Annotated in this window: 23 protein-coding genes; 17 read left to right on the top strand and 6 right to left on the bottom strand. The window is 72.6% G+C overall.

Going from position 1 to position 21,669, the window contains the following annotated elements:
• Nucleotides 1–3 precede the first annotated feature (3 nt).
• Nucleotides 4–771, bottom strand: coding sequence for an SDR family oxidoreductase (locus tag Voc01_RS08915; RefSeq protein WP_203926826.1), 768 nt, complete (start codon nt 769–771; stop codon nt 4–6).
• The gene (locus tag Voc01_RS08910; RefSeq protein WP_203926825.1) at nt 746–1,888 is read right to left on the bottom strand and encodes an acetyl-CoA C-acetyltransferase; all 1,143 of its coding nucleotides are present in this window, start codon (nt 1,886–1,888) and stop codon (nt 746–748) included. Before Voc01_RS08910 ends, Voc01_RS08915 begins: the two co-directional genes overlap by 26 nt.
• 46 nt (nt 1,889–1,934) lie before the next feature.
• On the opposite strand from Voc01_RS08910, the gene Voc01_RS08905 reads away from it, so the two are divergent.
• Genes Voc01_RS08905 through Voc01_RS08895 form a run of 3 tightly spaced genes read left to right on the top strand, consistent with a single transcriptional unit; the run spans nt 1,935 to nt 5,511 of the window.
• Nucleotides 1,935–3,467, top strand: coding sequence for a FadD3 family acyl-CoA ligase (locus tag Voc01_RS08905; RefSeq protein ID WP_373873800.1), 1,533 nt, complete (start codon nt 1,935–1,937; stop codon nt 3,465–3,467).
• Nucleotides 3,468–3,478: 11 nt separating this feature from the next.
• Entirely contained in the window at nt 3,479–4,669 is a 1,191-nt protein-coding gene (locus Voc01_RS08900; protein WP_203926823.1) for an acetyl-CoA C-acetyltransferase, read from the top strand.
• Nucleotides 4,666–5,511: an SDR family NAD(P)-dependent oxidoreductase gene (locus tag Voc01_RS08895; protein WP_203926822.1), complete on the top strand. Its 846-nt coding sequence runs from the start codon at nt 4,666–4,668 to the stop codon at nt 5,509–5,511. The genes Voc01_RS08900 and Voc01_RS08895 overlap by 4 nt, the downstream gene beginning before the upstream one ends.
• Nucleotides 5,512–5,531: 20 nt before the next feature.
• Here Voc01_RS08895 and Voc01_RS08890 read toward each other — a convergent pair whose 3' ends face one another.
• Nucleotides 5,532–6,128 (bottom strand): TetR/AcrR family transcriptional regulator, encoded by a 597-nt coding sequence (locus Voc01_RS08890; RefSeq protein WP_203926821.1) that lies wholly within the window; start codon nt 6,126–6,128, stop codon nt 5,532–5,534.
• Between the two features lie 144 nt (nt 6,129–6,272).
• Here Voc01_RS08890 and Voc01_RS08885 point away from each other — a divergent pair, with 144 nt between their 5' ends.
• The 13 genes from Voc01_RS08885 to Voc01_RS08825 are packed head-to-tail and all read left to right on the top strand — an operon-like array spanning nt 6,273 to nt 17,126.
• Nucleotides 6,273–7,112 carry a CoA transferase subunit A gene (locus tag Voc01_RS08885; RefSeq protein ID WP_203926820.1) on the top strand — a complete coding sequence of 280 codons (840 nt, stop codon included), beginning with the start codon at nt 6,273–6,275 and terminating at the stop codon, nt 7,110–7,112.
• Complete coding sequence (locus tag Voc01_RS08880) at nt 7,109–7,861, top strand: CoA-transferase subunit beta (RefSeq protein ID WP_203926819.1); 753 nt, start codon at nt 7,109–7,111, stop codon at nt 7,859–7,861. Before Voc01_RS08885 ends, Voc01_RS08880 begins: the two co-directional genes overlap by 4 nt.
• A complete protein-coding gene (locus Voc01_RS08875; protein WP_203926818.1) occupies nt 7,862–8,926 on the top strand; it encodes an NAD(P)H-dependent flavin oxidoreductase in 1,065 nt (354 codons plus the stop codon).
• Complete coding sequence (locus Voc01_RS08870) at nt 8,913–9,527, top strand: transferase hexapeptide repeat family protein (protein WP_203926817.1); 615 nt, start codon at nt 8,913–8,915, stop codon at nt 9,525–9,527. Before Voc01_RS08875 ends, Voc01_RS08870 begins: the two co-directional genes overlap by 14 nt.
• The gene (locus Voc01_RS08865) at nt 9,524–10,291 is read left to right on the top strand and encodes an SDR family oxidoreductase (protein ID WP_203926816.1); all 768 of its coding nucleotides are present in this window, start codon (nt 9,524–9,526) and stop codon (nt 10,289–10,291) included. Before Voc01_RS08870 ends, Voc01_RS08865 begins: the two co-directional genes overlap by 4 nt.
• Nucleotides 10,292–10,301: 10 nt before the next feature.
• Complete coding sequence (locus tag Voc01_RS08860; protein ID WP_203926815.1) at nt 10,302–10,709, top strand: FAS1-like dehydratase domain-containing protein; 408 nt, start codon at nt 10,302–10,304, stop codon at nt 10,707–10,709.
• Nucleotides 10,706–11,128, top strand: coding sequence for a MaoC/PaaZ C-terminal domain-containing protein (locus Voc01_RS08855; protein ID WP_203926814.1), 423 nt, complete (start codon nt 10,706–10,708; stop codon nt 11,126–11,128). Before Voc01_RS08860 ends, Voc01_RS08855 begins: the two co-directional genes overlap by 4 nt.
• Nucleotides 11,125–11,859, top strand: a complete 735-nt coding sequence (locus tag Voc01_RS08850) for an enoyl-CoA hydratase family protein (protein ID WP_275423703.1) — start codon at nt 11,125–11,127, stop codon at nt 11,857–11,859. The genes Voc01_RS08855 and Voc01_RS08850 overlap by 4 nt, the downstream gene beginning before the upstream one ends.
• The gene (locus Voc01_RS08845) at nt 11,856–13,001 is read left to right on the top strand and encodes an acyl-CoA dehydrogenase family protein (protein ID WP_203926813.1); all 1,146 of its coding nucleotides are present in this window, start codon (nt 11,856–11,858) and stop codon (nt 12,999–13,001) included. The genes Voc01_RS08850 and Voc01_RS08845 overlap by 4 nt, the downstream gene beginning before the upstream one ends.
• Before the next feature lie 4 nt (nt 13,002–13,005).
• Entirely contained in the window at nt 13,006–14,037 is a 1,032-nt protein-coding gene (locus Voc01_RS08840) for an acyl-CoA dehydrogenase family protein (protein ID WP_203926812.1), read from the top strand.
• Entirely contained in the window at nt 14,034–14,879 is an 846-nt protein-coding gene (locus Voc01_RS08835) for an enoyl-CoA hydratase (protein WP_203926811.1), read from the top strand. Before Voc01_RS08840 ends, Voc01_RS08835 begins: the two co-directional genes overlap by 4 nt.
• A complete protein-coding gene (locus tag Voc01_RS08830; protein WP_203926810.1) occupies nt 14,876–15,610 on the top strand; it encodes an SDR family NAD(P)-dependent oxidoreductase in 735 nt (244 codons plus the stop codon). Before Voc01_RS08835 ends, Voc01_RS08830 begins: the two co-directional genes overlap by 4 nt.
• Nucleotides 15,603–17,126, top strand: a complete 1,524-nt coding sequence (locus Voc01_RS08825; RefSeq protein WP_203926809.1) for a class I adenylate-forming enzyme family protein — start codon at nt 15,603–15,605, stop codon at nt 17,124–17,126. Before Voc01_RS08830 ends, Voc01_RS08825 begins: the two co-directional genes overlap by 8 nt.
• Here Voc01_RS08825 and Voc01_RS08820 read toward each other — a convergent pair.
• A complete protein-coding gene (locus Voc01_RS08820; protein WP_203926808.1) occupies nt 17,107–18,090 on the bottom strand; it encodes a polysaccharide deacetylase family protein in 984 nt (327 codons plus the stop codon). The genes Voc01_RS08825 and Voc01_RS08820 overlap by 20 nt on opposite strands.
• Nucleotides 18,091–18,228: 138 nt before the next feature.
• Nucleotides 18,229–18,885 (bottom strand): thioesterase family protein, encoded by a 657-nt coding sequence (locus tag Voc01_RS08815; protein WP_203926807.1) that lies wholly within the window; start codon nt 18,883–18,885, stop codon nt 18,229–18,231.
• 97 nt (nt 18,886–18,982) lie between these two features.
• Between Voc01_RS08815 and Voc01_RS08810 the strand changes: the two genes are divergently transcribed.
• Nucleotides 18,983–20,593, top strand: coding sequence for a class I adenylate-forming enzyme family protein (locus tag Voc01_RS08810; RefSeq protein WP_203926806.1), 1,611 nt, complete (start codon nt 18,983–18,985; stop codon nt 20,591–20,593).
• Here the strand turns inward: Voc01_RS08810 and Voc01_RS08805 are convergent.
• On the bottom strand, nt 20,568–21,656 hold the full coding sequence (locus Voc01_RS08805) for a zinc-dependent alcohol dehydrogenase (RefSeq protein ID WP_203926805.1): 1,089 nt from the start codon (nt 21,654–21,656) through the stop codon (nt 20,568–20,570). The genes Voc01_RS08810 and Voc01_RS08805 overlap by 26 nt on opposite strands.
• Nucleotides 21,657–21,669: the final 13 nt, after the last annotated feature.

Genomic DNA, 21,669 nt, shown 5'->3' with positions numbered 1-21,669 from the left:
GGGTCAGCGGGTGGTCAGGGTGGTGAAGGCGGGGAGTTGGCCGCCGCCGTCGACTCGCAGGGTGGTGCCGGTCAGGTAGGTGGCCAACGGGGAGCACAGGAGGAGGCACGCGTCGGCGATGTCGTCGGGGGTGGCCATGCGGCCCAGGGGGACGGTGGCGTCGACGGCGGACAGCGTCTCCTCGTTGCCGTAGTGGTGCCCGTTCTCCTCCGTGCGGACCAGGCCGGCCATCACCTCGACCACGCGCACGGCCGGGGCCCACTCCACGGCGAGCGCGCGGGTCAGCACCGACAGGCCGGCCTTGGCCGCGGCGTAGGCCGCCGTGCCGGGAACCGGGTCGGTGGCCGACACGCTGCCGATGTTGATGATCAGGCCGCCGCCGTCCTGGGCGCGCATCACGGCGTTGGCGGCCTGGGCGACGAAGAACGGCGCCAGGAGGTTGAGCCGCACCACCGAGGTCACCAGGTTCGGGGACGCGTCCGCGGCCGGCACCGACGGGCCGCCGCCGGCGTTGTTCACCACCACGTCGAGGCGGCCGAAGCGGCGCACCGCCTCGTCGACGAGCGAGGTGGCGACGTCGGGCTCACGCACGTCACCGGAAAGGAACTCGACGCCGGGAACAGCGACCGCCGGTTCGCGGCGCGAGCAGGCGAGCACCCGGGCCCCGGCGGCCGCGAAGCGTGCCGCGATGGTGCGGCCGATGCCGCGGCTGCCGCCGGTCACCAGGACGGCGCGACCGTCCACATCAGACGCGTTCGATGATGGTGACATTCGCGGTTCCCCCGCCCTCGCACATGGTCTGCAGGCCGTAGCGTCCGCCGGTGCGTTCGAGCTCGTGCAGCAGCGTCGTCATCAGCTTCGCACCCGTGGCGCCGAGCGGGTGGCCCAACGCGACCGCGCCGCCGTTGACGTTGACCCGCGCGAGGTCGAACCCGAGCTCGCGCTGCCAGGCGAGGACCACCGGCACGAACGCCTCGTTGATCTCGACCAGGTCGATGTCGTCGACGGTGAGGCCGCTGCGTTCCAGCGCACGGTGGGTGGCGGGGATGGGACCGGTGAGCATGTAGACCGGGTCGGCGGCCCGCACTCCGAGGTGTCGTACCGCCGCCCGGGGCTTGAGGTTGTACCGGGCGACCGCCTGCTCCGAGGCGACGAGGAGGGCGGCGGCGCCGTCGGAGATCTGGCTCGCCAGGGCGGCGGTGACCCGTCCGCCCTCGGAGAGCGTCGGCAGCTTCGCCATCCTGTCGAGGGAGGTGTCGCGGCGCGGACCCTCGTCGGTGTCGAAGGAGCCGACCGGCACGATCTCGCGGGCGAAGCGGCCCTCCATGGTCGCGAGCACCGCGCGCTGGTGGCTGCCGAGCGCGAACTCCTCCATCTCCTCGCGCGACAGGTCCCACTTCGCGGCGATGAGCTCGGCGGCGCGGAACTGCGAGATCTCCTGGTCGCCGTAGCGCTCGCTCCAGCCGACGGATCCCGCGAAGGGACCGGAGTGGCCGCCCGCCGTCATCGCCGAGGCGATCGGCACCATGCTCATGTTCTGCACGCCGCCGGCGACCACGAGGTCGGCCGTTCCGGACAGGACGGCCTGCGCGGCGAAGTGGACGGCCTGCTGCGACGAGCCGCACTGCCGGTCGACGGTGACCCCGGGAACCTCCTCGGGCAGCCCGGCCGCGAGCCACGAGGTGCGGGCGATGTTGCCGGCCTGCGGGCCGATGGTGTCGACGCAGCCGAAGATCACGTCGTCGACGGTGGCCGGGTCGATGCCGGTGCGGTCGACCAGCGCCCGCAGCACGTGTGCCCCGAGGTCGGCGGGGTGGACGCCGGCCAGCGCGCCGCCGCGCCGGCCGACCGGGGTGCGCAGCGCGTCCACCAGGTAAGCGACGGTCATGCCCGACAGCTTACCAAGCAAGCATTCGCTTGGTAAGCTGCCAACCGTGCAGCCCGATCCGCTCTCCGCAGGAACGCTGCCCGCCCTGGTCGAGGCCGCGGCGGCCGCGTACGGCGACCGTGAGGCCATTGTCGACGGAGACACGCGCATCCGCTTCGCGGAGCTGGCCGGTCACATCGACGGGTTCGCCCGGGCGGTGGTGGCCGCCGGCGTCGAACCGGGCGACCGGGTGGCGGTCTGGGCGCCCAACGGATGGCGGTGGATCGTCGCCGCGCTCGGCGCGGTGCGCGCGGGCGCGGTGCTGGTCCCGTTGAACACCCGCTACAAGGGCGCCGAGGCGGCGTACATCCTCAACCGGACGAAGGCCAGGCTGCTCGTCACCGTCAGCGGGTTCCTCGACAACGACTACGTCGGGATGCTGTCCACACAGGACGTTCCGCACCTGGAAACGACCGTGCTCACCAACGACTGGGAAGAGTTCGTGGCCGGCGGCGCGCGCGTCACCACCGACACCGTCGCCGCGCGGGCCGACGCGATCGACCCGGCGGACGTCAGCGACATCTTCTTCACCTCGGGCACCACCGGCAACCCGAAGGGCGCGATGCTCACCCACGCGCAGGCGATCGCCCTCTACACGACGTGGAGCGACCTCGCCGGTCTCACGACCGGCGACAGGTACCTGCTCGTGAACCCGTTCTTCCACACGTTCGGCTACAAGGCCGGCGTGCTCGCGTGCCTGCTGCGCGGCGCCACGATCGTGCCGCAGCCGGTGTTCGACGTCGACACCTCGCTCGCGCTGATCGAGCGCGAGCGGATCACCGTGATGCCGGGACCGCCGACGCTGTACACCTCGATCCTCAACCACCCCTCCCGTTCGCGGTTCGACCTCAGTAGCCTGCGGGTCGCGGTCACCGGCGCCACCACGGTGCCGGTGGCGCTGATCGAACGGCTGCACGCCGAGCTGACCCTGGAGCGCGTGCTCACCGCGTACGGGCTCACCGAGACGGCGGGCACCGCGACGATGTGCCTGCCCGACGACACGGCGGAGACCGTCGCGAACACATGCGGGGGACCGGTTCCCGGCGTGGAGATCGCGGTGGTGGACGCCGACGGTGGTTCCCTGGTCGGCGAGCCCGGCGAGGTCCTCATCCGCGGCTACAACGTCATGGTCGGCTACCTCGACGACCCCGACGCCACCGCGGCGGCCATCGACAAGGACGGCTGGCTGCACACCGGCGACATCGGCGTGATCGACGAGCGCGGCTACCTGAAGATCACCGACCGGCTCAAGGACATGTACATCTCCGGCGGGTTCAACGTCTACCCGGCCGAGATCGAGCAGGTGCTCGCCCACCACGAGGCGGTCGCCGAGGCGGCCGTCGTCGGCGCGCCCGACGAGCGCCTCGGCGAGGTCGGCCGCGCGGTCGTGGTTCTGCGCCACGGCCGGTCGGCGACCGAGGCGGACATCACCGCGTGGTGCCGCGAGCGGCTCGCGAACTTCAAGGTGCCGCGCAGCGTCGAGTTCGTGGCGGCCCTGCCGCGCAACGCGAGCGGCAAGGTCATCAAGTCGAACCTGTAAGGGGGTCCGCTGTGACGGATGCGGTGATCGTGGCGGCGGCGCGTTCGCCGATCGGACGCGCGCACAAGGGATCGCTCGCCGGCATGCGCGCCGACGACCTGGCCGTGGAGATGGCGCGGGCGGCCCTCGGCCAGGTTTCCGCGCTGGATCCGTCCACACTGGACGACATCATGATGGGCTGCGCCCAGCCGGCGGGCGAGCAGGGGTACAACCTCGCCCGGTCGGTGGCGGTGCGCCTCGGCCTCGACGGCGTGCCCGGCACCACCGTGAACCGGTACTGCGCGTCGTCGCTGCAGGCGATCCGGATGGCGTTCCACGCGATCCGGGCCGGGGAGGGGCACGCGTTCCTCGCCGCCGGCGCCGAGTCGGTGTCGCGGTACGACCGGGGCAAGGCCGACGGCATGCCCGACACGAGAAACCCCGCCTTCCCGGCGTTCGAGCCCGCCGACCGGTGGGTCGATCCGCGGGAGAACGGCGGGCTTCCCGACCTGCACATCGCCATGGGGCTCACCGCGGAGAACGTCGCGCAGTTGCGCGGCGTCAGCCGGGAGGACCAGGACGAGTTCGCGGTCCGCAGCCAGAACCTGGCCGAGAAGGCGATCGCCGACGGCTTCTTCGACGTCGACATCACGCCGGTGACCCGGCCCGACGGCACGGTCGTCGCGAAGGACGACGGTCCCCGCGCGGGCACGACGCTGGCCAGGGTGTCGACGCTCGCGCCGGTGTTCCGTCCCGACGGGACGGTCACCGCCGGCAACGCGTGCCCGCTCAACGACGGCGCGGCGGCGGTGGTGGTGATGAGCGCGTCGCGCGCCAACGAGCTCGGGCTGCAACCGCTGGCGCGCATCGTGTCGACCGGTGTCTCGGCGCTCAGCCCCGAGATCATGGGCCTCGGGCCGATCGAGGCGTCACGGCGGGCACTGGCGAACGCCGGTCTCGCGGTGTCCGATGTGGACCTCGTCGAGATCAACGAGGCGTTCGCCGCCCAGGTGGTGCCCGTCATCCGCGACCTCGGCCTGGATCCGGAGCGGGTGAACGTCCACGGTGGAGCGATCGCGCTGGGGCACCCGTTCGGCATGACCGGCGCCCGCATCGCCACCACGCTCGTCAACTCGTTGCGGTGGCGCGACAGGCAGTTCGGGCTGGAGACCATGTGCACGGCCGGCGGGCAGGGCATGGCGATGGTCGTCGAGCGCCTGTGAACGCCCTGCGCGGCAAGGCCGTCGTCGTCACCGGCGCGGGCCGCGGGCTCGGCGCCGCCTACGCCACCCTCGCCGCGGCGGAGGGCGCGGCGGTCGTGGTCAACGACGTCGACGTGGAGCGGGCGCGCGAGGTGGTCGCCGAGATCGGGGCCGCCGGCGGCCGGGCGGTCGCCGACGGGTCGGACATCGCGTCGTGGGACGGCGCCGGAGCGCTCGTGGCGCACTGCGTCGACGCGTTCGGGGCGATCGACGGGCTGGTCAACAACGCCGGCATCTTCCGGCTCGCGGGCCCGTACGACCAGGACCCCGACGACTTCCGCGCCGTGGTCGAGGTGAACCTGCTCGGCACCGCGTACTGCGGGCTGCACGCGATCCGCGCCATGACGCGCGGTTCGATCGTCAACGTGACCTCGGGGGCGCACGCCGGGTCCGCCGACATGGGCGCCTACGGCGCCAGCAAGGGCGGGGTCGCGTCGCTGACCTACTGCTGGGCGGTCGACCTCGCGGGCAGCGGGATCCGCGTCAACGCCGTGTCGCCGAACGCACAGACCCGGATGGCCGAGGCCTTCGAGAAGCACCTGGGGGAGAAGGCGCAGCGGCAGAACATCGGGAAGCCCGCCGAGCAGAACGCGCCCGCGGTGGTGTACCTGCTGTCCGACCTGTCGGCGTCGGTGCACGGCCAGGTCGTGCGGATGGACGGCACGGAGCTGTCGCTGATCCGCCACCCCGCGGTGATCGGCGACGGGCTCGACGATCCAGAGTGGACGGTGGAGGCGGTGGCCGCCGCCTTCACCGGGGAACTGGCCGGCTGCCTTCAGCCGCTCGGCCTGTTCAGGGCCTAGTTCAGCGCCTAGTTCAGCGCCTAGTTCAGCGGCCTGGTACCCAGCCCGTCGAGGAACAGGCTGATGCAGTCCTCCGCGAACCGGCTCACGGGGTAGTCCTTCGTGGGCTTGAACCAACGCACCGACAGCCACACCGAGTCGCGCATGAGGCGGTAGAGCACCTTCGGGTCGAGGTCACCGCGGAACACCCCGTCGCGCACGCCGGCGTTGATGACCTCGAGCCAGGTGCTCTGGACCTCCTTGCCTGCGCTCTTGAGGTAGCCGAAGCGCTCGATCTCCGTGAGGTAGTTGACCTCGTTCTGGTAGATCTCGGTGGCGTGCGGGTGCGCCTCCACCACCTCGAGCGAGGCGACCACCAGGTCGTGCAGCTTCGCGCGCGGGTCGGTGTCGCGGGCGAGCACCGCCTTGTACCGGATCCGCAGGTCCTCCAGGTAGGACGCGACGATCTCGTCGACCATCGCCTCCTTGGAGTCGAAGTGGTGGTAGAGGCTGCCGGAGAGCATGCCGACCTCGTCAGCGATCATCCGGACCGTCGTCGCCGAGACCCCCTTGCGGGCGAACAGTCCCGCGGCACTCGCGAGGATCCGTTCCCGACGGTCTCCGGGTTCACGCGCCATGGTCGCCTCTCGTTTCGTCTCCCGGTGCAGCTGAAGTGTATTCGGTGCGTACTCCGCGATAACGCCCAGCGCAGTGTAGCGTAACCAACCAAGCGCTTGCTATGTTGACGCCGACCCGACCGGCCGCGAGCGCAAGAGGTGACGATGGCGAACAAGCGGATGACCGAATCCGAGGTCGTGGCGGAGCTGTCGTCGGGCATGACCATCGGCATCGGGGGCTGGGGCTCGCGGCGCAAGCCGATGTCGTTGGTACGCGCGATCCTGCGGTCCGGGCTCACCGACCTCACCGTGGTCAGCTACGGCGGCCCCGACGTCGGGCTGCTTCTGGCCGCGGGCAAGGTGAAGCACCTCGTCTACGGGTTCGTGTCGCTGGACTCGATCCCGCTGGAGCCGCACTTCCGCGCCGCCCGCCAGTCCGGCTCGGTGCGGGTCACCGAGTACGACGAGGGCATGCTGCAGTGGGGTCTCTACGCGGCCGCGAACCGCCTGCCGTTCCTGCCCACGCGCGTCGGCCTCGGGTCCGACGTCATGACGGTCAACCCCGACCTGCGCACGGTCGCCAACCCGTACGGCGGCGAGGAACTGGTCGCCGTGCCGGCGTTGAAGCTCGACGCGGCGCTGGTGCACCTGAACCGGGCTGACGAGTACGGCAACGCCCAGTACCTCGGCCCCGACCCGTACTTCGACGAGCTGTACTGCGCCGCGGCCGACCGCGCCTACGTCTCGTGCGAGCGCATCGTCCCGACCGAGGAGCTGACGGCCACCGCGCCCGTGCAGACGTTGCTCATCAAGCGGTTCATGGTGCGCGGGGTGGTGGAGGCGCCGGGTGGCGCGCACTTCACGTCCTGCGACCCCGACTACGGCCGCGACGAGGCGTTCCAGCGCGAGTACGTGAAGGCGGCCGGCGATCCCGAGGCGTGGGCGGCGTTCCAGGCCCGATATCTCGACGTCGACGAAGGCGCGTACCAGGCGGCCGTCTCATGAGCGGCGCGACGAGAGCCGAGGTGTGCGTCGTCGCCTGTGCCGAGGCCTGGCGCGGCGACGGCGAGATCCTCGCCAGTCCCATCGGTCTCATCCCGATGATCGGCGCGCGGCTCGCCCGCGCCACGTTCGAACCCGACCTGTTGCTGACCGACGGCGAGGCCTACCTGACCCGGGGCACCTGGGCGATCGGTGACAAGCCACCGGTCGTCGAGGGCTGGATGCCGTTCCGGTTCGCGTTCGACGTGCTGTGGTCGGGGCGCCGGCACGTGATGATGGGACCGAGCCAGATCGACCGGTACGGCAACGCCAACATCTCCGCGATCGGCGACTTCCACAAGCCCAAGGTGCAGCTGCTCGGCGTGCGCGGCGCGCCGGGGAACACGGTGAACCACCCGACCAGCTACTGGGTTCCGCGGCACGCGCCCCGCTCGTTCGTCGACACTGTCGACATGGTCAGTGGCATCGGGTACGACCGGGCCGCGGCGGCGGGTCCGGAGGCGAGCCGGTACCACCACCTGCGCCGTGTGGTCAGCAACCTCGGGGTGTTCGACTTCGACACCCCCGACCACCGCATGCGGCTGGCCTCCCGGCATCCCGGCGTCACCGTCGAGGAGATCCAGGCGGCGACGGCGTTCGAGCTCGCGGTCGCCGACGACGTACCGGAGACCCGGCAGCCGACCGAGGAGGAGCTCGACCTCATCCGTCGCGTGATCGACCCGACCGACAAGCGGTCCGGTGAGGTCGCGTAGATGAGCATCCGCACGCCGCTGTGCGACCTGTTCGGGATCCGTTACCCCATCGTGCAGACCGGCATGGGCTGGGTCTCCGACGCCGGCCTCACCGCCGCCACGTCGAACGCGGGCGGACTCGGCATCCTGGCCGCCGCGACGCTCTCGCTGCAGGAACTGCAGAAGGCTCTACGGGACCTGCGTGAGCGCACCACGGCACCCTTCGGCGTGAACCTGCGGGCCGACGCGCCGGACGCCAAGGAACGCGTCGACCTCCTGATCCGGGAGAACGTGAGGGTCGCGTCGTTCGCCATGGCGCCGAAGCCCGACCTCATCGCGCGGCTCAAGGACGCCGGGGTGGCCGTGGTGCCGTCGGTCGGCGCGCGGCGGCACGCGGAGAAGGTGGCCGCCTGGGGCGTCGACGCGGTCGTGGTGCAGGGCGCCGAGGGCGGCGGGCACACCGGTCAGGTGCCGACGTCGTTGCTGGTGCCGCAGATCGTCGACGCCGTCGACGTCCCGGTGATCGCGGCGGGGGGATACTTCGACGGACGCGGGCTGGTGTCGGCGCTGGCGTACGGCGCGGCCGGCATCGCCATGGGAACCCGGTTCCTGCTGACCTCCGACAGCCCGGTCGGCGCGGCCGTCAAGGCCCGCTACCTCGCCGCGTCGGTGAACGACACGGTGGTGACCGACGCGCTGGACGGGGTCCCGCAGCGCCTGTTGCGCACGCCCGCCGTGGCGCGACTCGCCGGACGCGGCGGGACCCGGCGACTGGCCGGCGCCGCCCGCAGCGCCGCCGGCTTCCGCAAGGTGACCGGCGCGAAATGGCGCGACCTGGTGCGCGAGGGGCTGGTGATGCGCCGCTCGCACGACCTGAGCCTCGGCCAGGTGCTGCTCGCCGCGAACACCCCGATGCTGCTGAAGGCGGCGATGGTCGACGACCGGCCGGAGGCCGGCGTGATGGCGACCGGTCAGGTCACCGGGCTCATCGACGACCTGCCCTCGTGCGCTGACCTGATCGGGCGCATCATGGCGGAGGCGGAAGCGGTTCTCCAACGCCTGGGGAGGCTCGATGCCGGCGTATGAGTTCGAGGGGCTGGTGCCCGTCGTCGACCCGACCGCTTTCGTGCACCCGACGGCGGTGCTGGTCGGCGACGTCCACATCGGACCGCACGCGTTCGTCGGTCCACTCGCGACGGTGCGCGGCGACTTCGGCCGTATCGAGGTGCGGGAGGGCGCGAACTTCCAGGACAGCTGCGTGTTCCACAGCTTCCCGGGCGCGGTGGCGGTGCTGGACCGGGACGGACACGTCGGGCACGGCGCGGTCCTGCACGGCTGTCACGTCGGCGTGGGGGTGCTGATCGGCATGAACGCGGTGGTGATGGACCGCGCGGTGATCGGGGAGTACGCGTTCGTCGCCGCGCACAGCGTGGTGCCGGAGGGCTTCGAGGTACCGCCGCGCACCCTGGCGCGCGGCATCCCGGCGAAGGTGACCCGCGACCTGAGCGACGCGGAGCTCGCGTGGAAGGCCAACGGCACGAAGGTGTACCAGGACCTCGGCGTCCGGTACCGGGCGACGATGCGCGAGGTGACCCCGTTGCCGGCCGCCGAGCCCGACCGCCCGACGCTGCCCGGTGACGAGAGCACCTCGGTGCCGCTCGGCGAGTACCGGCGGAGGACCTCGTGAAGGCGCCCGCGGCGCGTGGGCTTCTCGCGGGTCGGACCGTCGTCGTCACCGCCGCTGCCGGAACCGGGATCGGGTACGCGACCGCGGAGCGGTGTGCGCTCGAGGGTGCCGACGTGGCGATCAGCGACCGGCACGAGCGCCGCCTCCTCGAGTCGGCCGAGCGGCTGGCCGGGGTGCTCGGGCACGAGCCGCTGGCCGTACCGTGCGACGTCACCGACGAGGCGCAGGTGCAGAACCTCATCGACCGCGCCGTCGGCCACTTCGGACACCTCGACGTGCTGGTGAACAACGCCGGCCTCGGCGGTACGGCGTCCATCGTGGACATGACCGACGAGCAGTGGCACACCGTGCTCGACGTGACCCTCACCGGCACGTTCCGCTGCACCCGGGCCGCGCTGCGGCACATGATGCCGCGCGGCCGCGGCGCGATCGTCAACAACGCGTCGGTGACCGGGTGGCGGGCGCAGGAGGGCCAGGCGCACTACGCCGCCGCGAAGGCCGGCGTGATGGCGCTGACCCGCACCGCCGGGCTGGAGGCCGCGAAGGCGGGCGTGCGGGTCAACGCGGTGGCGCCCAGCCTGGCGATGCACCCGCACCTGTCGAAGGTCACCACCGACGAGCTTCTCACCGAGCTGACCGCGCGGGAGGCCTTCGGCCGCGCGGCAGAGCCGTGGGAGGTCGCCAACGTGATCGTGTTCCTGGCGAGCGACTACGCGTCCTACATGGTCGGCGAGGTCGTCTCGGTGAGCAGCCAGCATCCGTAAGGAGGAACCAGTGGTCGACCCCGCCGCCGTCGGCGCGACCGGTGAACCGTTCGTCATGGACCTCGAGGCCGGCAAGGTCCGCGAGTTCGCCCGCGCCGTGCGGTCGTCCTCCGACGGCCCGGTGATCCCGCCGACGTTCCTCACCACCATGTTCTTCTGGCAGACCGGCGACTCCGACCCCTGGAGCGCGGTGGCGATGGACCAGAGCCGCGGGCTGCACGCCGAGCAGGAGTTCGTGTTCCACGGGCCGCCGCCGCGGGCCGGGCAGCGGCTCATCGGCACGTCGCGGGTCACCGAGGTCTACGAGAAGGACAGCCGGTCCGGGAGCACGTTGACGTTCGCGGTGATGGTCACCGAGTTCCGCGACGAGGCCGGAACGCTCGTGGCGACGGCGACGCTCACGGGGGTGGAGACATGACCGGGCGCTTGCGCGAGGGCAACAGCAGGCAGAGCCCGCCCGGTCCGCTGGTGGTCGAGCCGCTCACCCGCACCGATCTCGTGAAGTACCAGGGCGCGTCGGGGGACTTCAACCCGATCCACCACGACGAGCCGTTCGCGCGGTCGATCGGGCTGCCGGCGCCGCTGTCGCTGGGCATGCTGCAGGCCGGGCTGATGGCGACGTGGGCGACGGACTGGCTCGGCGCCGACGCCGTGCGGCGGTTCAAGGTGCGGTTCGCCGCCCAGGTGTTCCCGGGCGACACCGTCTCCTGCTCGGGGCGGGTCGAGCGGGAGTACACCGTGGACGGTGCGTCGATGGTCGACCTGGAGCTGTTCTGCCACACGCAGGACGGCACGCTGGCGGTACGGGGCTGGGCGACGTTCGAGGTGGGGTCGTGATCACGTCTACTGTGGACGAGCTGGGTCTGGCCGAGGTCGTCATGGACAACCCGCCGGTGAACGCGTTGCCGGTCGCCGGGTGGTTCCAGCTGGCGTCGGTGCTGGGCGAGCTGGGCGCCGACCCCGCGGTGCGGGTCGTGGTGCTGCGCGCCGAGGGGCGCGGGTTCAACGCCGGCGTCGACATCAAGGAGCTGCAGAAGGCCACCGACTTCACGGCGCTGATCGGGGTCAACAAGGGCTGCGCCGCCGCGTTCGCCGCCGTGTACGAGTGCCCGGTGCCGGTGGTCGCGGCCGTGCACGGGTTCTGCCTCGGCGGCGGCATCGGGCTCGTCGGCAACGCCGACATCATCGTCGCCAGCGACGACGCGACGTTCGGGCTGCCCGAGGTCGACCGCGGGGCGCTGGGCGCCGCGACCCACCTGTCGCGGCTCGTCCCGCAGCACCGCATGCGGGCGATGGTGTACACCTCGGCGACCGCGACGGCGGCCGAACTGCACGCGTACGGCTCGGTGCTGCGCGTGGTGCCCCGGGAGGAGCTGCGCGACGCGGCGTTCGCGGTGGCGGGCGAGATCGCGGCGAAGGACCCGGCCGTGATCCGGGCGGCGAAGGAGTCGCTCAACGGCATCGACCCGTGGGACGTGCGGCGCAGCTACCGGTTCGAGCAGGGGTTCACGTTCGAGCTGAACCTGTCGGGCGTCGCCGACAAGGTGCGCGAGGAGTTCGGCCGGTGACGATCGACCTCACCGACACACCCGCCGAGGCCGCGTTCCGGGCCTCCGCGCGCGACTGGCTGCGCGCGCACGTGCCGTCGGGGCTGCCCTCGGGCGACACGCGGGAGGGCTTCGCGCGGCACGTCGAGTGGGAGGAGGAGCTCTTCGCGGCCCGGTGGGCGGTGGTGTCATGGCCGTCGGAGTACGGCGGGCGCGAGGCGTCGCTGTGGGAGTGGCTCGTCTTCGAGGAGGAGTACTACGCGGCGGGCGCGCCGCAGCGGGTCACCCAGAACGGGATCTTCCTCCTGGCGCCGACGCTGTTCGAGTTCGGCAACCCGGAGCAACAGCTCCTCCTGCCGCGGATGGCGGCGGCCGAGGACCTGTGGTGCCAGGGGTGGTCGGAGCCGGGCGCCGGCAGCGACCTGGCGTCGATCACCAGCCGCGCCGAGCGGGTCGACGGCGGCTGGCGAATCAACGGCCAGAAGACGTGGACGACGCGCGGCGCGTTCTGCACCCACCTGTTCGGCCTCTTCCGCACCGATCCGGCCGAACGGCGGCACAAGGGGCTCACCTATCTGCTCGTGCCGTTGGACACGCCCGGCGTCACGGTGCGCGGGTTCGGGCGGCTCGACGGTGACGAGGGCTTCGCCGAGGTGTTCTTCGACGACGTGTTCCTGCCCGACGACGCGGTGCCGGGCGGGGTCGTGCTCGGCGGCGTCGGCGAGGGCTGGCGGGTGGCGATGGCCACCACCGGGTCGGAGCGGGGGCTGACGCTGCGGTCGCCGGGACGGTTCATGGCCGCGTCGTGGCGACTGACCGACCTGGCGCGTGCGCGGGCCGCGTCGGCGCGGCTGCGCGAGCGGGTGGTGCGCGCCTGGCTCGGCGCCCGCGCCTACGAGCTGTTCACCGCGTGGGAGGTCGACGGGCTGCTCGCGGGACGCTCGCCGGGAGCGCGGTCGAGCCTGACCAAGCTGCACTGGTCGGAGCTCGACGTGGCCCTGCACGAGACCGCGCTGGAGCTGCTGGGCCCCGACGCCGAACGCGACGACGCGTGGACGCGCGGCTTCCAGTTCAGCCTCAGCGGGCCGATCTACGCCGGCACCAACGAGATCCAGCGCAACATCGTCGCCGAGCGCCTGCTCGGTCTGCCACGGAGCGGGTGACCGCATGCGGTTCGCGCTGACCGACGACCAGATCGCCCTGCGGGACGCCGTCCGCGAGGTGCTCGCCGACACCTGCCCGCCCGCCGCGGTGCGGGAAGCCTGGGCCGGCGGCCCGGTCGACCGGGTGTCGGTGGCGCTGGTCGAGCTGGGTCTGCCGGGGATGGCCCTGCCGGAGAAGGACGGCGGGCTCGGACTGTCCGATGTGGACCTCGTACCGGTGCTGACCGAGGTGGGGTACGCGGCGGTGCCGCTGCCCGTGGCGGAAACGGCCGCGGTGGCCGTGCCCCTGTTCGCCGCGGCTGGGGTTGATATAAACGACGCTCTATCCGGTGTGGGTTCGGCGCCGGGCTCCGCACTGGATAGAGCATCGTATATGCAAGGCCCGGGCGGCGCGTGGGTGGCGGTGCGGCGGGCAGCCGGGCCCGTGCCGTGGGCCGGACGGGCGTCGGTGGTGCTCGACCTCACCGGGTCCGTCGCGTGGATGCGCCCGGTCGGGGGCGCCGGGGTGTCCACGATGGACGGTTCCCGCGCCGCCCGGGTGCTCGACGAGGCGCCGGGGACCGTCGTCACCGAGGACCCGGAGCTGGTGGCGCTGGCCCGGGACCGGGCCGACCTCGCCACCGCGGCACAGCTGCTCGGGCTCGGTCGCCGGATGCTCGACCTCACCGTCGGGTACGTGCGGACCCGGACGCAGTTCGGCGTGCCCGTCGGCAGCTTCCAGGCGGTCAAGCACCACCTCGCCGACGCGTTGCTGCAGCTGGAGTTCGCCGAGCCGGTGGTGTACGCGGCGGCCTGGGCGGTCGCGACGGGGTCCGTCCACAGGGGACGCGACGTCTCCGCCGCGGCCGTGCTCGCGACCGACGCGGCGCGGTTCGTCGCGCGGCAGGCGATCCAGTGCCACGGCGCGATCGGCTACACCGTCGAGTACGACCTGCACCTGTACGCCAAGCGGGCCTGGGCGCTGGCCGCCACCTGCGACCTCGACGCGCACCTGTCGCGTCTGGCCCGCGCGCTCGAACTGGAGGAGGCGCCATGACAGTGGTCGAGTACCGCACCGAGGGTCCCGTCGCCGTGGTCACGATGAACCGGCCGCGCTACCGCAACGCCCAGAACTCGGCGATGACCTACGCCCTCGACGACGCGTTCCGCACCGCCTGCGACGACGACGGGGTCAAGGTGATCGTCCTCGGCGGCGCCGGCGACCACTTCTCGGCCGGGCACGACATCGGCACGCCGGAGCGCGACATCGACACGTCGTTCCCGCGCCGCGCCGGCATGTGGTGGGACCACGTGGGCAAGCCCGGCGCGGAGAGCCGCTACGCCCGCGAGTCCGAGGTGTATCTCGGGATGTGCCGGCGCTGGCGGGAGATCCCGAAGCCGACCGTCGCGATGGTCCAGGGCGCGTGCGTCGCGGGTGGGCTGATGCTCGCCTGGTGCTGCGACCTCGTGGTCGCCGCCGACGACGCGTTCTTCGCCGACCCGGTGGTGCGGATGGGCATCCCGGGCGTGGAGTACTTCGCCCACCCGTGGGTGATGGGTCCCCGGTTCGCCAAGGAGTTCCTGTTCCTCGGCGAGCGGGTCGACGCGAAGCGCGCCCACGAGCTCGGCATGGTGAACCGGGTGGTGCCGCGCGCCGACCTGGAACCGTCCACGTTGGACATAGCCGGCCGGATCGCGACGATGCCCCGTCTTGGCCTCGCGCTCACCAAGCGCGCGGTGAACCAGGCCGAGGACCTCATGGGCCTGCACGCGGGCATGGACTCGGTGTTCGGGCTGCACCACGTCGCGCACGCGCACAACGCCGAGGTCGGCGCCGACGCGCTCGCCGGTCACGACGCCCGGTCGATGCGCGACGCCCAGAAGAAGAAGGACGCATGAGGTACGCCGGACGGGTCGCGCTGGTGACCGGTGCCGGGTCCGGCATCGGCCTGGCGACCGCGCTGCGCCTCGCCGGGGACGGCGCGCTCGTCGCCTGCCTCGACATCCGGCCGGGTATCACCGGCGACCGGCTCGGCGGGGCCGCCCTCGACCTGGAGGTCGACGTCACCGACGAGGCCGCCGTCCGCACCGCCGTCGAGGAGACCGTGTCGTGGGCGGGCCGGCTCGACCTCGTGGTGAACGCCGCGGGGGTCGCCTCGTTCGCGCACACCACCGACGTCGAGTGGCGGGAGTGGCAGCGGGTACTGGAGGTCAACCTCACCGGCCCGTTCCTCGTCACCCGCGAGGCGTTGCCGCACCTGGTCGAGAGCAAGGGCGCGGTCGTCAACGTGGCGTCGCTCGCGGGGGTGCGCGGCTGGCGGTACAGCGCCGCGTACTCGGCGTCGAAGGGCGGCCTCGTCGCGCTGACCCGCTCGCTCGCCGTCGAGTACGCGAAGGCCGGCGTGCGGTTCGCGTGCGTGTGCCCCGGATCGGTCGACACCCCGCTGCGGCAGGCGATCGAGCCCGTGCCGGACGCCGACCCGGACCTGCTGACCCACGGTCGCGCCCTCGTCGACCCGCCGGTGGCCGACCCCGAGGAGATCGCGGCCGCGATCGCGTTCCTCGGCTCGAAGGAGGCGCGCTTCGCCACCGGCGCCGTGCTGCGGATGGACGGCGGCGCCGGTGCCTGACGCGTTCCCTCCCGAGGTGGTGGCGGCACACACCGCGGCCGGTCACTGGGACGCCCGCACGGTCACCGACCTGGTGCGGGCCAACCCGCCCGACGCGGTCGCGTTCCACGCCCCCGACGCGACGCTCACCTGGCGCGAGTACGACGACCTGTCCACCCGCCTGGCCGGCCGGTACGTGGCGCAGGGCTGGAAGCGCGGCGACCGGTTGGCCGTGCTGCTGACCGGTGGCGCGCTCACCCACGTCGCGTACCTGGCCGCGCAGAAGGCCGGGCTGGTGACCGTCGGGCTCGGCCCGCGGGCCGGCGACGCCGAGGTGACCCACGTGCTGCGGCACACCGGCGCCGTCGCGCTGGCCACCCGGCGCGAGCATCGCGGCCGTCCCGGAAAGGAGATCGCCGACCGGGCCGGCGTCCGGCACGTCGAGCTCGACCTCGACCTCCCACCGTCCACCGTGGAGCGTACGACAGGCCTCGGACCCGACGAGCTGTTCTTCATCAACTCGACCTCGGGCACCACCGGGCTGCCCAAGTGCGTCGCGCAGACCATGAACGTCCGCAAGTACTTCGGGCCGCTCGCCCACGCCGCCGCCGGCTTCGGCGCCGACGAGGTGGTGGCGAGCGTCCTCCCGGCGCCGTACGGGTTCGGGCTGTGGAGCGCGCACCTCGTGCCGGCGATGTACGGCTTCCCGACCGTGCTCACCGGGGAGTTCGACGCCGGGGAGACGCTGCGGCTCATCGAACGGCACCGGGTCACCGTGCTGGCGGCGGTGACGAGCCAGTTCGTCATGCTCCTCAACCACCCCGCGATGGCGACCGCCGACCTGTCGTCGCTGCGGGTCATGTTCACCGGCGGCGAGCGCGTGCCGTACGAGCGCGCCGCCGAGTTCGAGCGCCGCACGGGCTGCTCGGTGCTCCAGTTCTACGGTTCCAACGAGGCCGGCCCGATCTCGGTCACGAGCATCCGGGACCCGCGTGAGCGCCGCCTGAGCACGTCGGGCCGGCCGGTCGACGGCACCGAGGTGCGCTTCACCGCCGACGGCCAGCTCGGTGTGCGCGGACCGGGGTGCACGCCCGGCTACGTCGACGACGACGCCGCCAACGCCCGACTGTTCACAGAGGACGGTTGGATGCTCACCGGGGACCTCGCGAGCCTCGACGCCGACGGCTGGCTGACGCTCACCGGCCGCGCCGCCGACTTCATCATCCGGGGCGGTCACAACGTGAGCGCACCCGCGGTGGAGGCCGCCGTGGGTGCCTACGAGCGGGTCGCACAGGTCGCGGTCGTCGGCGTGCCCGACGAGGTGCTCGGCGAACGCGCCTGCGCGTACGTGGTCGCCCGCGGACCGCTGACGCTGGAGGATCTCCGCGCGCACCTGGCGGCGGCGGGGGTGTCCAAACAGGACTGGCCCGAGTACCTCGTGGTGCTCCCCGAGCTTCCCCTGGGGCCGGGCGGCAAGGTCGACAAGTCGGCCCTGCGCGCCCGTCCCATCGAGGCTCCTACGAGGCTGAACAGCTGACGCCGGGCCAGGTCCAGTTGCCGTTGTGCTGGATCGTGATGCCGAACGTGTTGCCGGCACCGTTCGGCCGGGCGACGAGCGTCTGCTGGTTCGGGTAGCTGGCGCTCATGTTCCAGCTGTTGATGACCCGGGCCGGCGACGGGATGTTCAGCGTCACCGTCCACGTCGTGGAGCCGGTGACCGTCACGTTGAGGTTGTAGCGGTCGCTCCACTGCTGCCCGGCGGACAGGGTGGCCGTGCAGCTGCCCCCGCCGGGGTTACCGGGGTTGCCCGGGTTGCTGCCGTCCGGCGCGACGGCGCGGCCGGTGGACGGCGAGATCATGCCCGGGCACAGGTTGCGGCTGGTCAGGTTGGCCATGATCTGCGGGATCGCGTTGATGGTGTTCTGGATGCCGTCGTGCATGAGGATGACCTGACCGTTCTGCAGACGGCCGGCCGCCTGCACGATCGAGGCCGTGCTGGCGCCGTTCCAGTCCTGCGAGTCGACGTCCCAGAGGACCTCGGTCAGCCCGAGCGAGGACGCCACGGAGCGCAGCGTGCCGTTGGTCTCGCCGTACGGGGGGCGGAACAGCCGGGGCGTCTGCCCGGTGGCGGAGCGGATCGCGTTCTGCGTCTGCGACAGGTCGGACTGCATCTGCGACTGGCTCATCTGGGTCATGTGCGCGTGCGACCAGCTGTGGTTGCCGACCCACATCCCGGCGGAGATCTGGCTCTGCGCCGCGCCCGGGTTCTGCTGCACCTTCTGGCCGACGTTGAACATGGTGGCGCGGGCGTTGTTGTTCCGCAGGGTGGTGAGCAGGCTGCCGGTGCTGCCGGTCGGGCCGTCGTCGAACGTCAGGCCGACGTAGCCGTTGCAGGTGGCGGCGGCCGCGGGCGTCGCGGTGGCGGTGACGACGGCTGCGGCGGGCGCGACCACGGCCGCGAACGCGGCGGCCGCGGTGAGCATTCTTCGGAGCTGGGACATGCGCGGACTCCCTGGGGGTGAGGGATCGGTGTGTTGCGAAGATGGCAGCCCGATCCATCGCCGTCAATGACTTTCGGAATAGTTTCGGGCTCCCAGGCCGTGTCCGTTCTCGAAAGTTTCGCCAGGAGGCTCCGCAAACTAGGTGCGGATCAGGGTCTGCCCGACCTGGCCGGTGCCGATCTCCCGGTCACCCACGACCGCCCGTACGTCGAACGTGAACCGCCGGCCGCGCACCTCGAGCACCTCCGCCGTCACGTCCACGTGTTCGCCCAGCCACGCGGGCCCGGTGTGCCGGATCCCGATCCAGGTGCCCACCGAGGAGACGCCGTCGGTGAAGCGGGGACGCAGCAGGTCGGCGGCCGTGTCCTCGAGGAACGCGATGAGGTCCGGTGTGGTGAGCACGGGTTCGCGGCCGGGGACGTGGTCGGTGAGCATCGGCGCGGCGACCGCGAACCGGCGGTGGATCGACTCGCCGCGCTCCGGCACGGGCGTGAGGAGACCGGCGGCGGTGGCGGAACCGCCGGCGCGCCGCAGGCGGACGTCGGCCAGTGGCTGACCGTCCACTGTGCACAGGCGCAGCGTCACGAGGCGGCCGTCGGGGGAGCGGGCCTGTACGCGGAGCCGCGGTGCGTCGCCGGGCGGGGTGTCGCCGGCGTACCAGTGCAGCGCGTCGAGCGTCCCGTCGAATCCGTGCAGGTGCGCGGCGAGGCGGCCGAGGGCGTCGGCGGCCGTGCGCAGCGGTGCGAACGCGGGCAGGTCGGTCTCCCCGCCGAGTGGCGCGGTCCAGGGGTCCATCCGTCCGTCCTTCGTTGACACCGCTTCCGGAACCGGACCAGAATGACACAACCAAGCGCTTGTTTGACAGGTCTTCGTCGTGCAGCAGGGAGGCGGCATGCCGGTGTTCCCACCAGGGGCGGAGCCGCCGCCCGGCAGCGTCCACGCGCGCTACGTGTCCGACCGGCTCGCCGAGGCCGGCCGCTGGGGCACCGGCGGGTTGGTGGCCGCGGTGCGGGAGCACGCGCACGCGCGTCCCGACGCCTTTGCCTTCATCGCGGACGACGACCGCCTCACGTGGCGCCGGTTCGACGGGGAGTCCGACGCGTTCGCGGCGCTGCTGCTGCGCACCGGACTGCGCCGCGGCGACCGGGTGGGCGTGCTGCTACCCGACGGTGTCGCGGTGCACGTCGTGTACCTGGCCGCGTTGAAGGCCGGGGTTGTGGTCGTCGGTATCGGACCGCGTGCGGGCCGGCAGGAGGTGCGGCACCTGCTCGCGACGGCGCGGGCGACCGCGCTGGTGAGCCTGGCGGAGCACCGCGGCGAGCCGGTGGCGTCCCTTGTGGACGGACTGCCGATCGCGCACCACCTCGTGCTGCCGCTGCGTCCGGAACCACCGACGGAGGCCGAACTGTCGGCGCTGCGGCCGCTGGGCGTCGACGAGATCCACCTGCTGAACGGCACCTCGGGCACCACCGGACGGCCGAAGTGCGTGGTGCACAACCAGAACCGGTGGCTGTACTACCACGAACTGGCGGTGGAGGCCGGCGCCTTCACGCCCGACGACGTGTTCCTCACGGTGATCCCGGCCCCGTACGGCTTCGCGCAGTGGACGGCGAACTTCACCCCGACGCTGCTCGGCGCCCCCACCGTGGTGATGCCGCGCTTCGACGCCGACCGGGCGCTGGAGCTCATCGAGCGCGAGCGGGTCACCGTGGTGTGCTGCGTCAGCACGCAGTTCATCATGATGCTCAACTCGCCGCTGGCCGAGCGGGTCGACCTGTCGTCGCTGCGGTGCATGTTCACCGGCGGCGAGGCGGTGCCGTTCGAGCGCGCCGCCGAGTTCGAGCGCCGCACCGGAGCCGCCGTGCTGCAGTTCTTCGGCAGCAACGAGACCGGCGCGCTGTCCCGCACGACGGTCACCGACACGCGCGAGCAACGGCTGCGCACGGCGGGCCGCGTCATCGAGGCGATGAACGTGCGCCTGTTCGCCGACGACGGCACGGACGTCACCGCGACCGGTGGCCCGGGGCAGGCCGCGTGCGCCGGTCCGGCGACCTGCCTCGGCTACTTCGCCGACGACGAGGCCAACGCCCGCCTGTTCACCCCGGACGGGTGGATGCTGACCGGCGACATCTGCACCGTCGACGCCGACGGCTACCTGCGCGTGGTCGACCGCAAGACCGACTTCATCATCCGGGGCGGCAAGAACGTCAGCGCCGCCGCCGTCGAGGACGAGGTGGGCACCCACCCGGCGGTGGCGATGGTCGCCGCCGTCGCGGTGCCCGACCCCGTCTACGGCGAACGCGTCTGCGCCGTGGTGGTCCTGCGCGCGGGCGCGAGCCTGGACCTGCCGGCCCTGCGCGAGCACCTCGGCGCCCGCGGCGTGTCACCGGAGAACTGGCCAGAACGCCTGGAGCTGCGTGACGACCTTCCGCGCGGCTCGGGCGGCAAGGTCGCCAAGGCGCAGCTGCGCGAGGAGCTCAGAGAGACACCTGCACGGGGTTGATGGCGCCGTGCGCGGCCTTGTTCGCGGTCATCTCGACCGCGGTGGGCAGTGCGTCGATCCCCTGGAGCCGGTGGGTCACCAGCGACTCGACGTCGACGTCGCCGCGGGCGACCAGGCGTAGCGCGTACTCGAAGACGGTGGCGCCGGGGGAGTAGCCGCCGGCGCCGGAGCGGGGGTGCAGCAGCGCCACCGACTTCTCGCGCAACAGGCCGACCGGGGCCTCGAAGCGCTGCGGCAGCACCGACACCATCACGATCCGCCCGCCGCGGCGTACGCACCGGGCGGCCAGGTCGAGCGTCGCGGAACCGGCCAGGCCGGCCTCCGGCGGCCCGCCGGCGGTCTCGACGACCACGTCGGCGCCGATGCCGTCGGTGGCCTCGCGCACGGCCCGCCGGACGTCGTCGTCGGCGCCCAGGACGAGGTCGGCGCCGAAGCGGCGGGCCAGGTCGAGCTTCGCGGGGCTGCGTCCGGCCACGATGACGGCGCCGGCGTTGCCGTGGCGGGCGACCTGCACCGCGAGCAGTCCCATCACGCCGGCGCCGATGACGAGCACGCTCTCGCCCGGCCGCACGTCGGCCTCCGCGTGGGCGTGGACGGCGCCGGCCAGCGGCTGGATCGCGGCGGCCGCCGACGCGCTGACGCCGGCCGGCACGGGCACCACGCTCGCCGCCGGTACGGCCACCCGCTCGGCGAACGCGCCGGGCCGCGTGAAGCCGATGAAGTCGGGACGCGCACAGGCGTCGGGCCGCGAACGGCGGCAGGCCGCGCAGCGTCCACAATGGATGGTCTCGACGGCCGTGACCGTCGCTCCCACCGGAACCCCGGCGGCGCCGTGGCTGACCACGCCGCAGAACTCGTGGCCGCCGAAGCGCACCGGGCCCGCGCGCAGCGACCTGGCCAGGTGTCCGTGCAGGGCGATGGGCTCACCCAGGATCAGCCCGCACTCGGTGACACTCGGCTGCACGCAGGTGACGTCGACGACGACCTCGTCGGGGCCGGGCACCGGATCGGGCACCTCGTCGACGGTCAGCTTCCCGAACCCGTGCAGGACGGCCGCGCGCATGTCAGGGTCCCCT

Origin of the sequence: Virgisporangium ochraceum (genome assembly GCF_016863655.1) — a bacterium.
GTDB classification, from domain to species: Bacteria; Actinomycetota; Actinomycetes; order Mycobacteriales; family Micromonosporaceae; genus Virgisporangium; species Virgisporangium ochraceum.
Note: the sequence above shows the minus strand (reverse complement) of the source record. Positions and strands in the feature narration are given on the sequence as shown.

Bases quoted from the DNA above. Each gene is read 5' to 3' on its own strand.
- Voc01_RS08915 (WP_203926826.1), bottom strand. From the start codon at position 771: ATGTCACCATCATCGAACGCGTCTGATGTGGACGGTCGCGCCGTCCTG.
- Voc01_RS08910 (WP_203926825.1), bottom strand. From the start codon at position 1,888: ATGACCGTCGCTTACCTGGTGGACGCGCTGCGCACCCCGGTCGGCCGG.
- Voc01_RS08890 (WP_203926821.1), bottom strand. From the start codon at position 6,128: ATGGCGCGTGAACCCGGAGACCGTCGGGAACGGATCCTCGCGAGTGCC.
- Voc01_RS08885 (WP_203926820.1), top strand. From the start codon at position 6,273: ATGGCGAACAAGCGGATGACCGAATCCGAGGTCGTGGCGGAGCTGTCG.
- Voc01_RS08880 (WP_203926819.1), top strand. From the start codon at position 7,109: ATGAGCGGCGCGACGAGAGCCGAGGTGTGCGTCGTCGCCTGTGCCGAG.
- Voc01_RS08875 (WP_203926818.1), top strand. From the start codon at position 7,862: ATGAGCATCCGCACGCCGCTGTGCGACCTGTTCGGGATCCGTTACCCC.
- Voc01_RS08870 (WP_203926817.1), top strand. From the start codon at position 8,913: ATGCCGGCGTATGAGTTCGAGGGGCTGGTGCCCGTCGTCGACCCGACC.
- Voc01_RS08855 (WP_203926814.1), top strand. From the start codon at position 10,706: ATGACCGGGCGCTTGCGCGAGGGCAACAGCAGGCAGAGCCCGCCCGGT.
- Voc01_RS08840 (WP_203926812.1), top strand. From the start codon at position 13,006: ATGCGGTTCGCGCTGACCGACGACCAGATCGCCCTGCGGGACGCCGTC.
- Voc01_RS08835 (WP_203926811.1), top strand. From the start codon at position 14,034: ATGACAGTGGTCGAGTACCGCACCGAGGGTCCCGTCGCCGTGGTCACG.
- Voc01_RS08830 (WP_203926810.1), top strand. From the start codon at position 14,876: ATGAGGTACGCCGGACGGGTCGCGCTGGTGACCGGTGCCGGGTCCGGC.
- Voc01_RS08820 (WP_203926808.1), bottom strand. From the start codon at position 18,090: ATGTCCCAGCTCCGAAGAATGCTCACCGCGGCCGCCGCGTTCGCGGCC.
- Voc01_RS08815 (WP_203926807.1), bottom strand. From the start codon at position 18,885: ATGGACCCCTGGACCGCGCCACTCGGCGGGGAGACCGACCTGCCCGCG.
- Voc01_RS08810 (WP_203926806.1), top strand. From the start codon at position 18,983: ATGCCGGTGTTCCCACCAGGGGCGGAGCCGCCGCCCGGCAGCGTCCAC.
- Voc01_RS08805 (WP_203926805.1), bottom strand. From the start codon at position 21,656: ATGCGCGCGGCCGTCCTGCACGGGTTCGGGAAGCTGACCGTCGACGAG.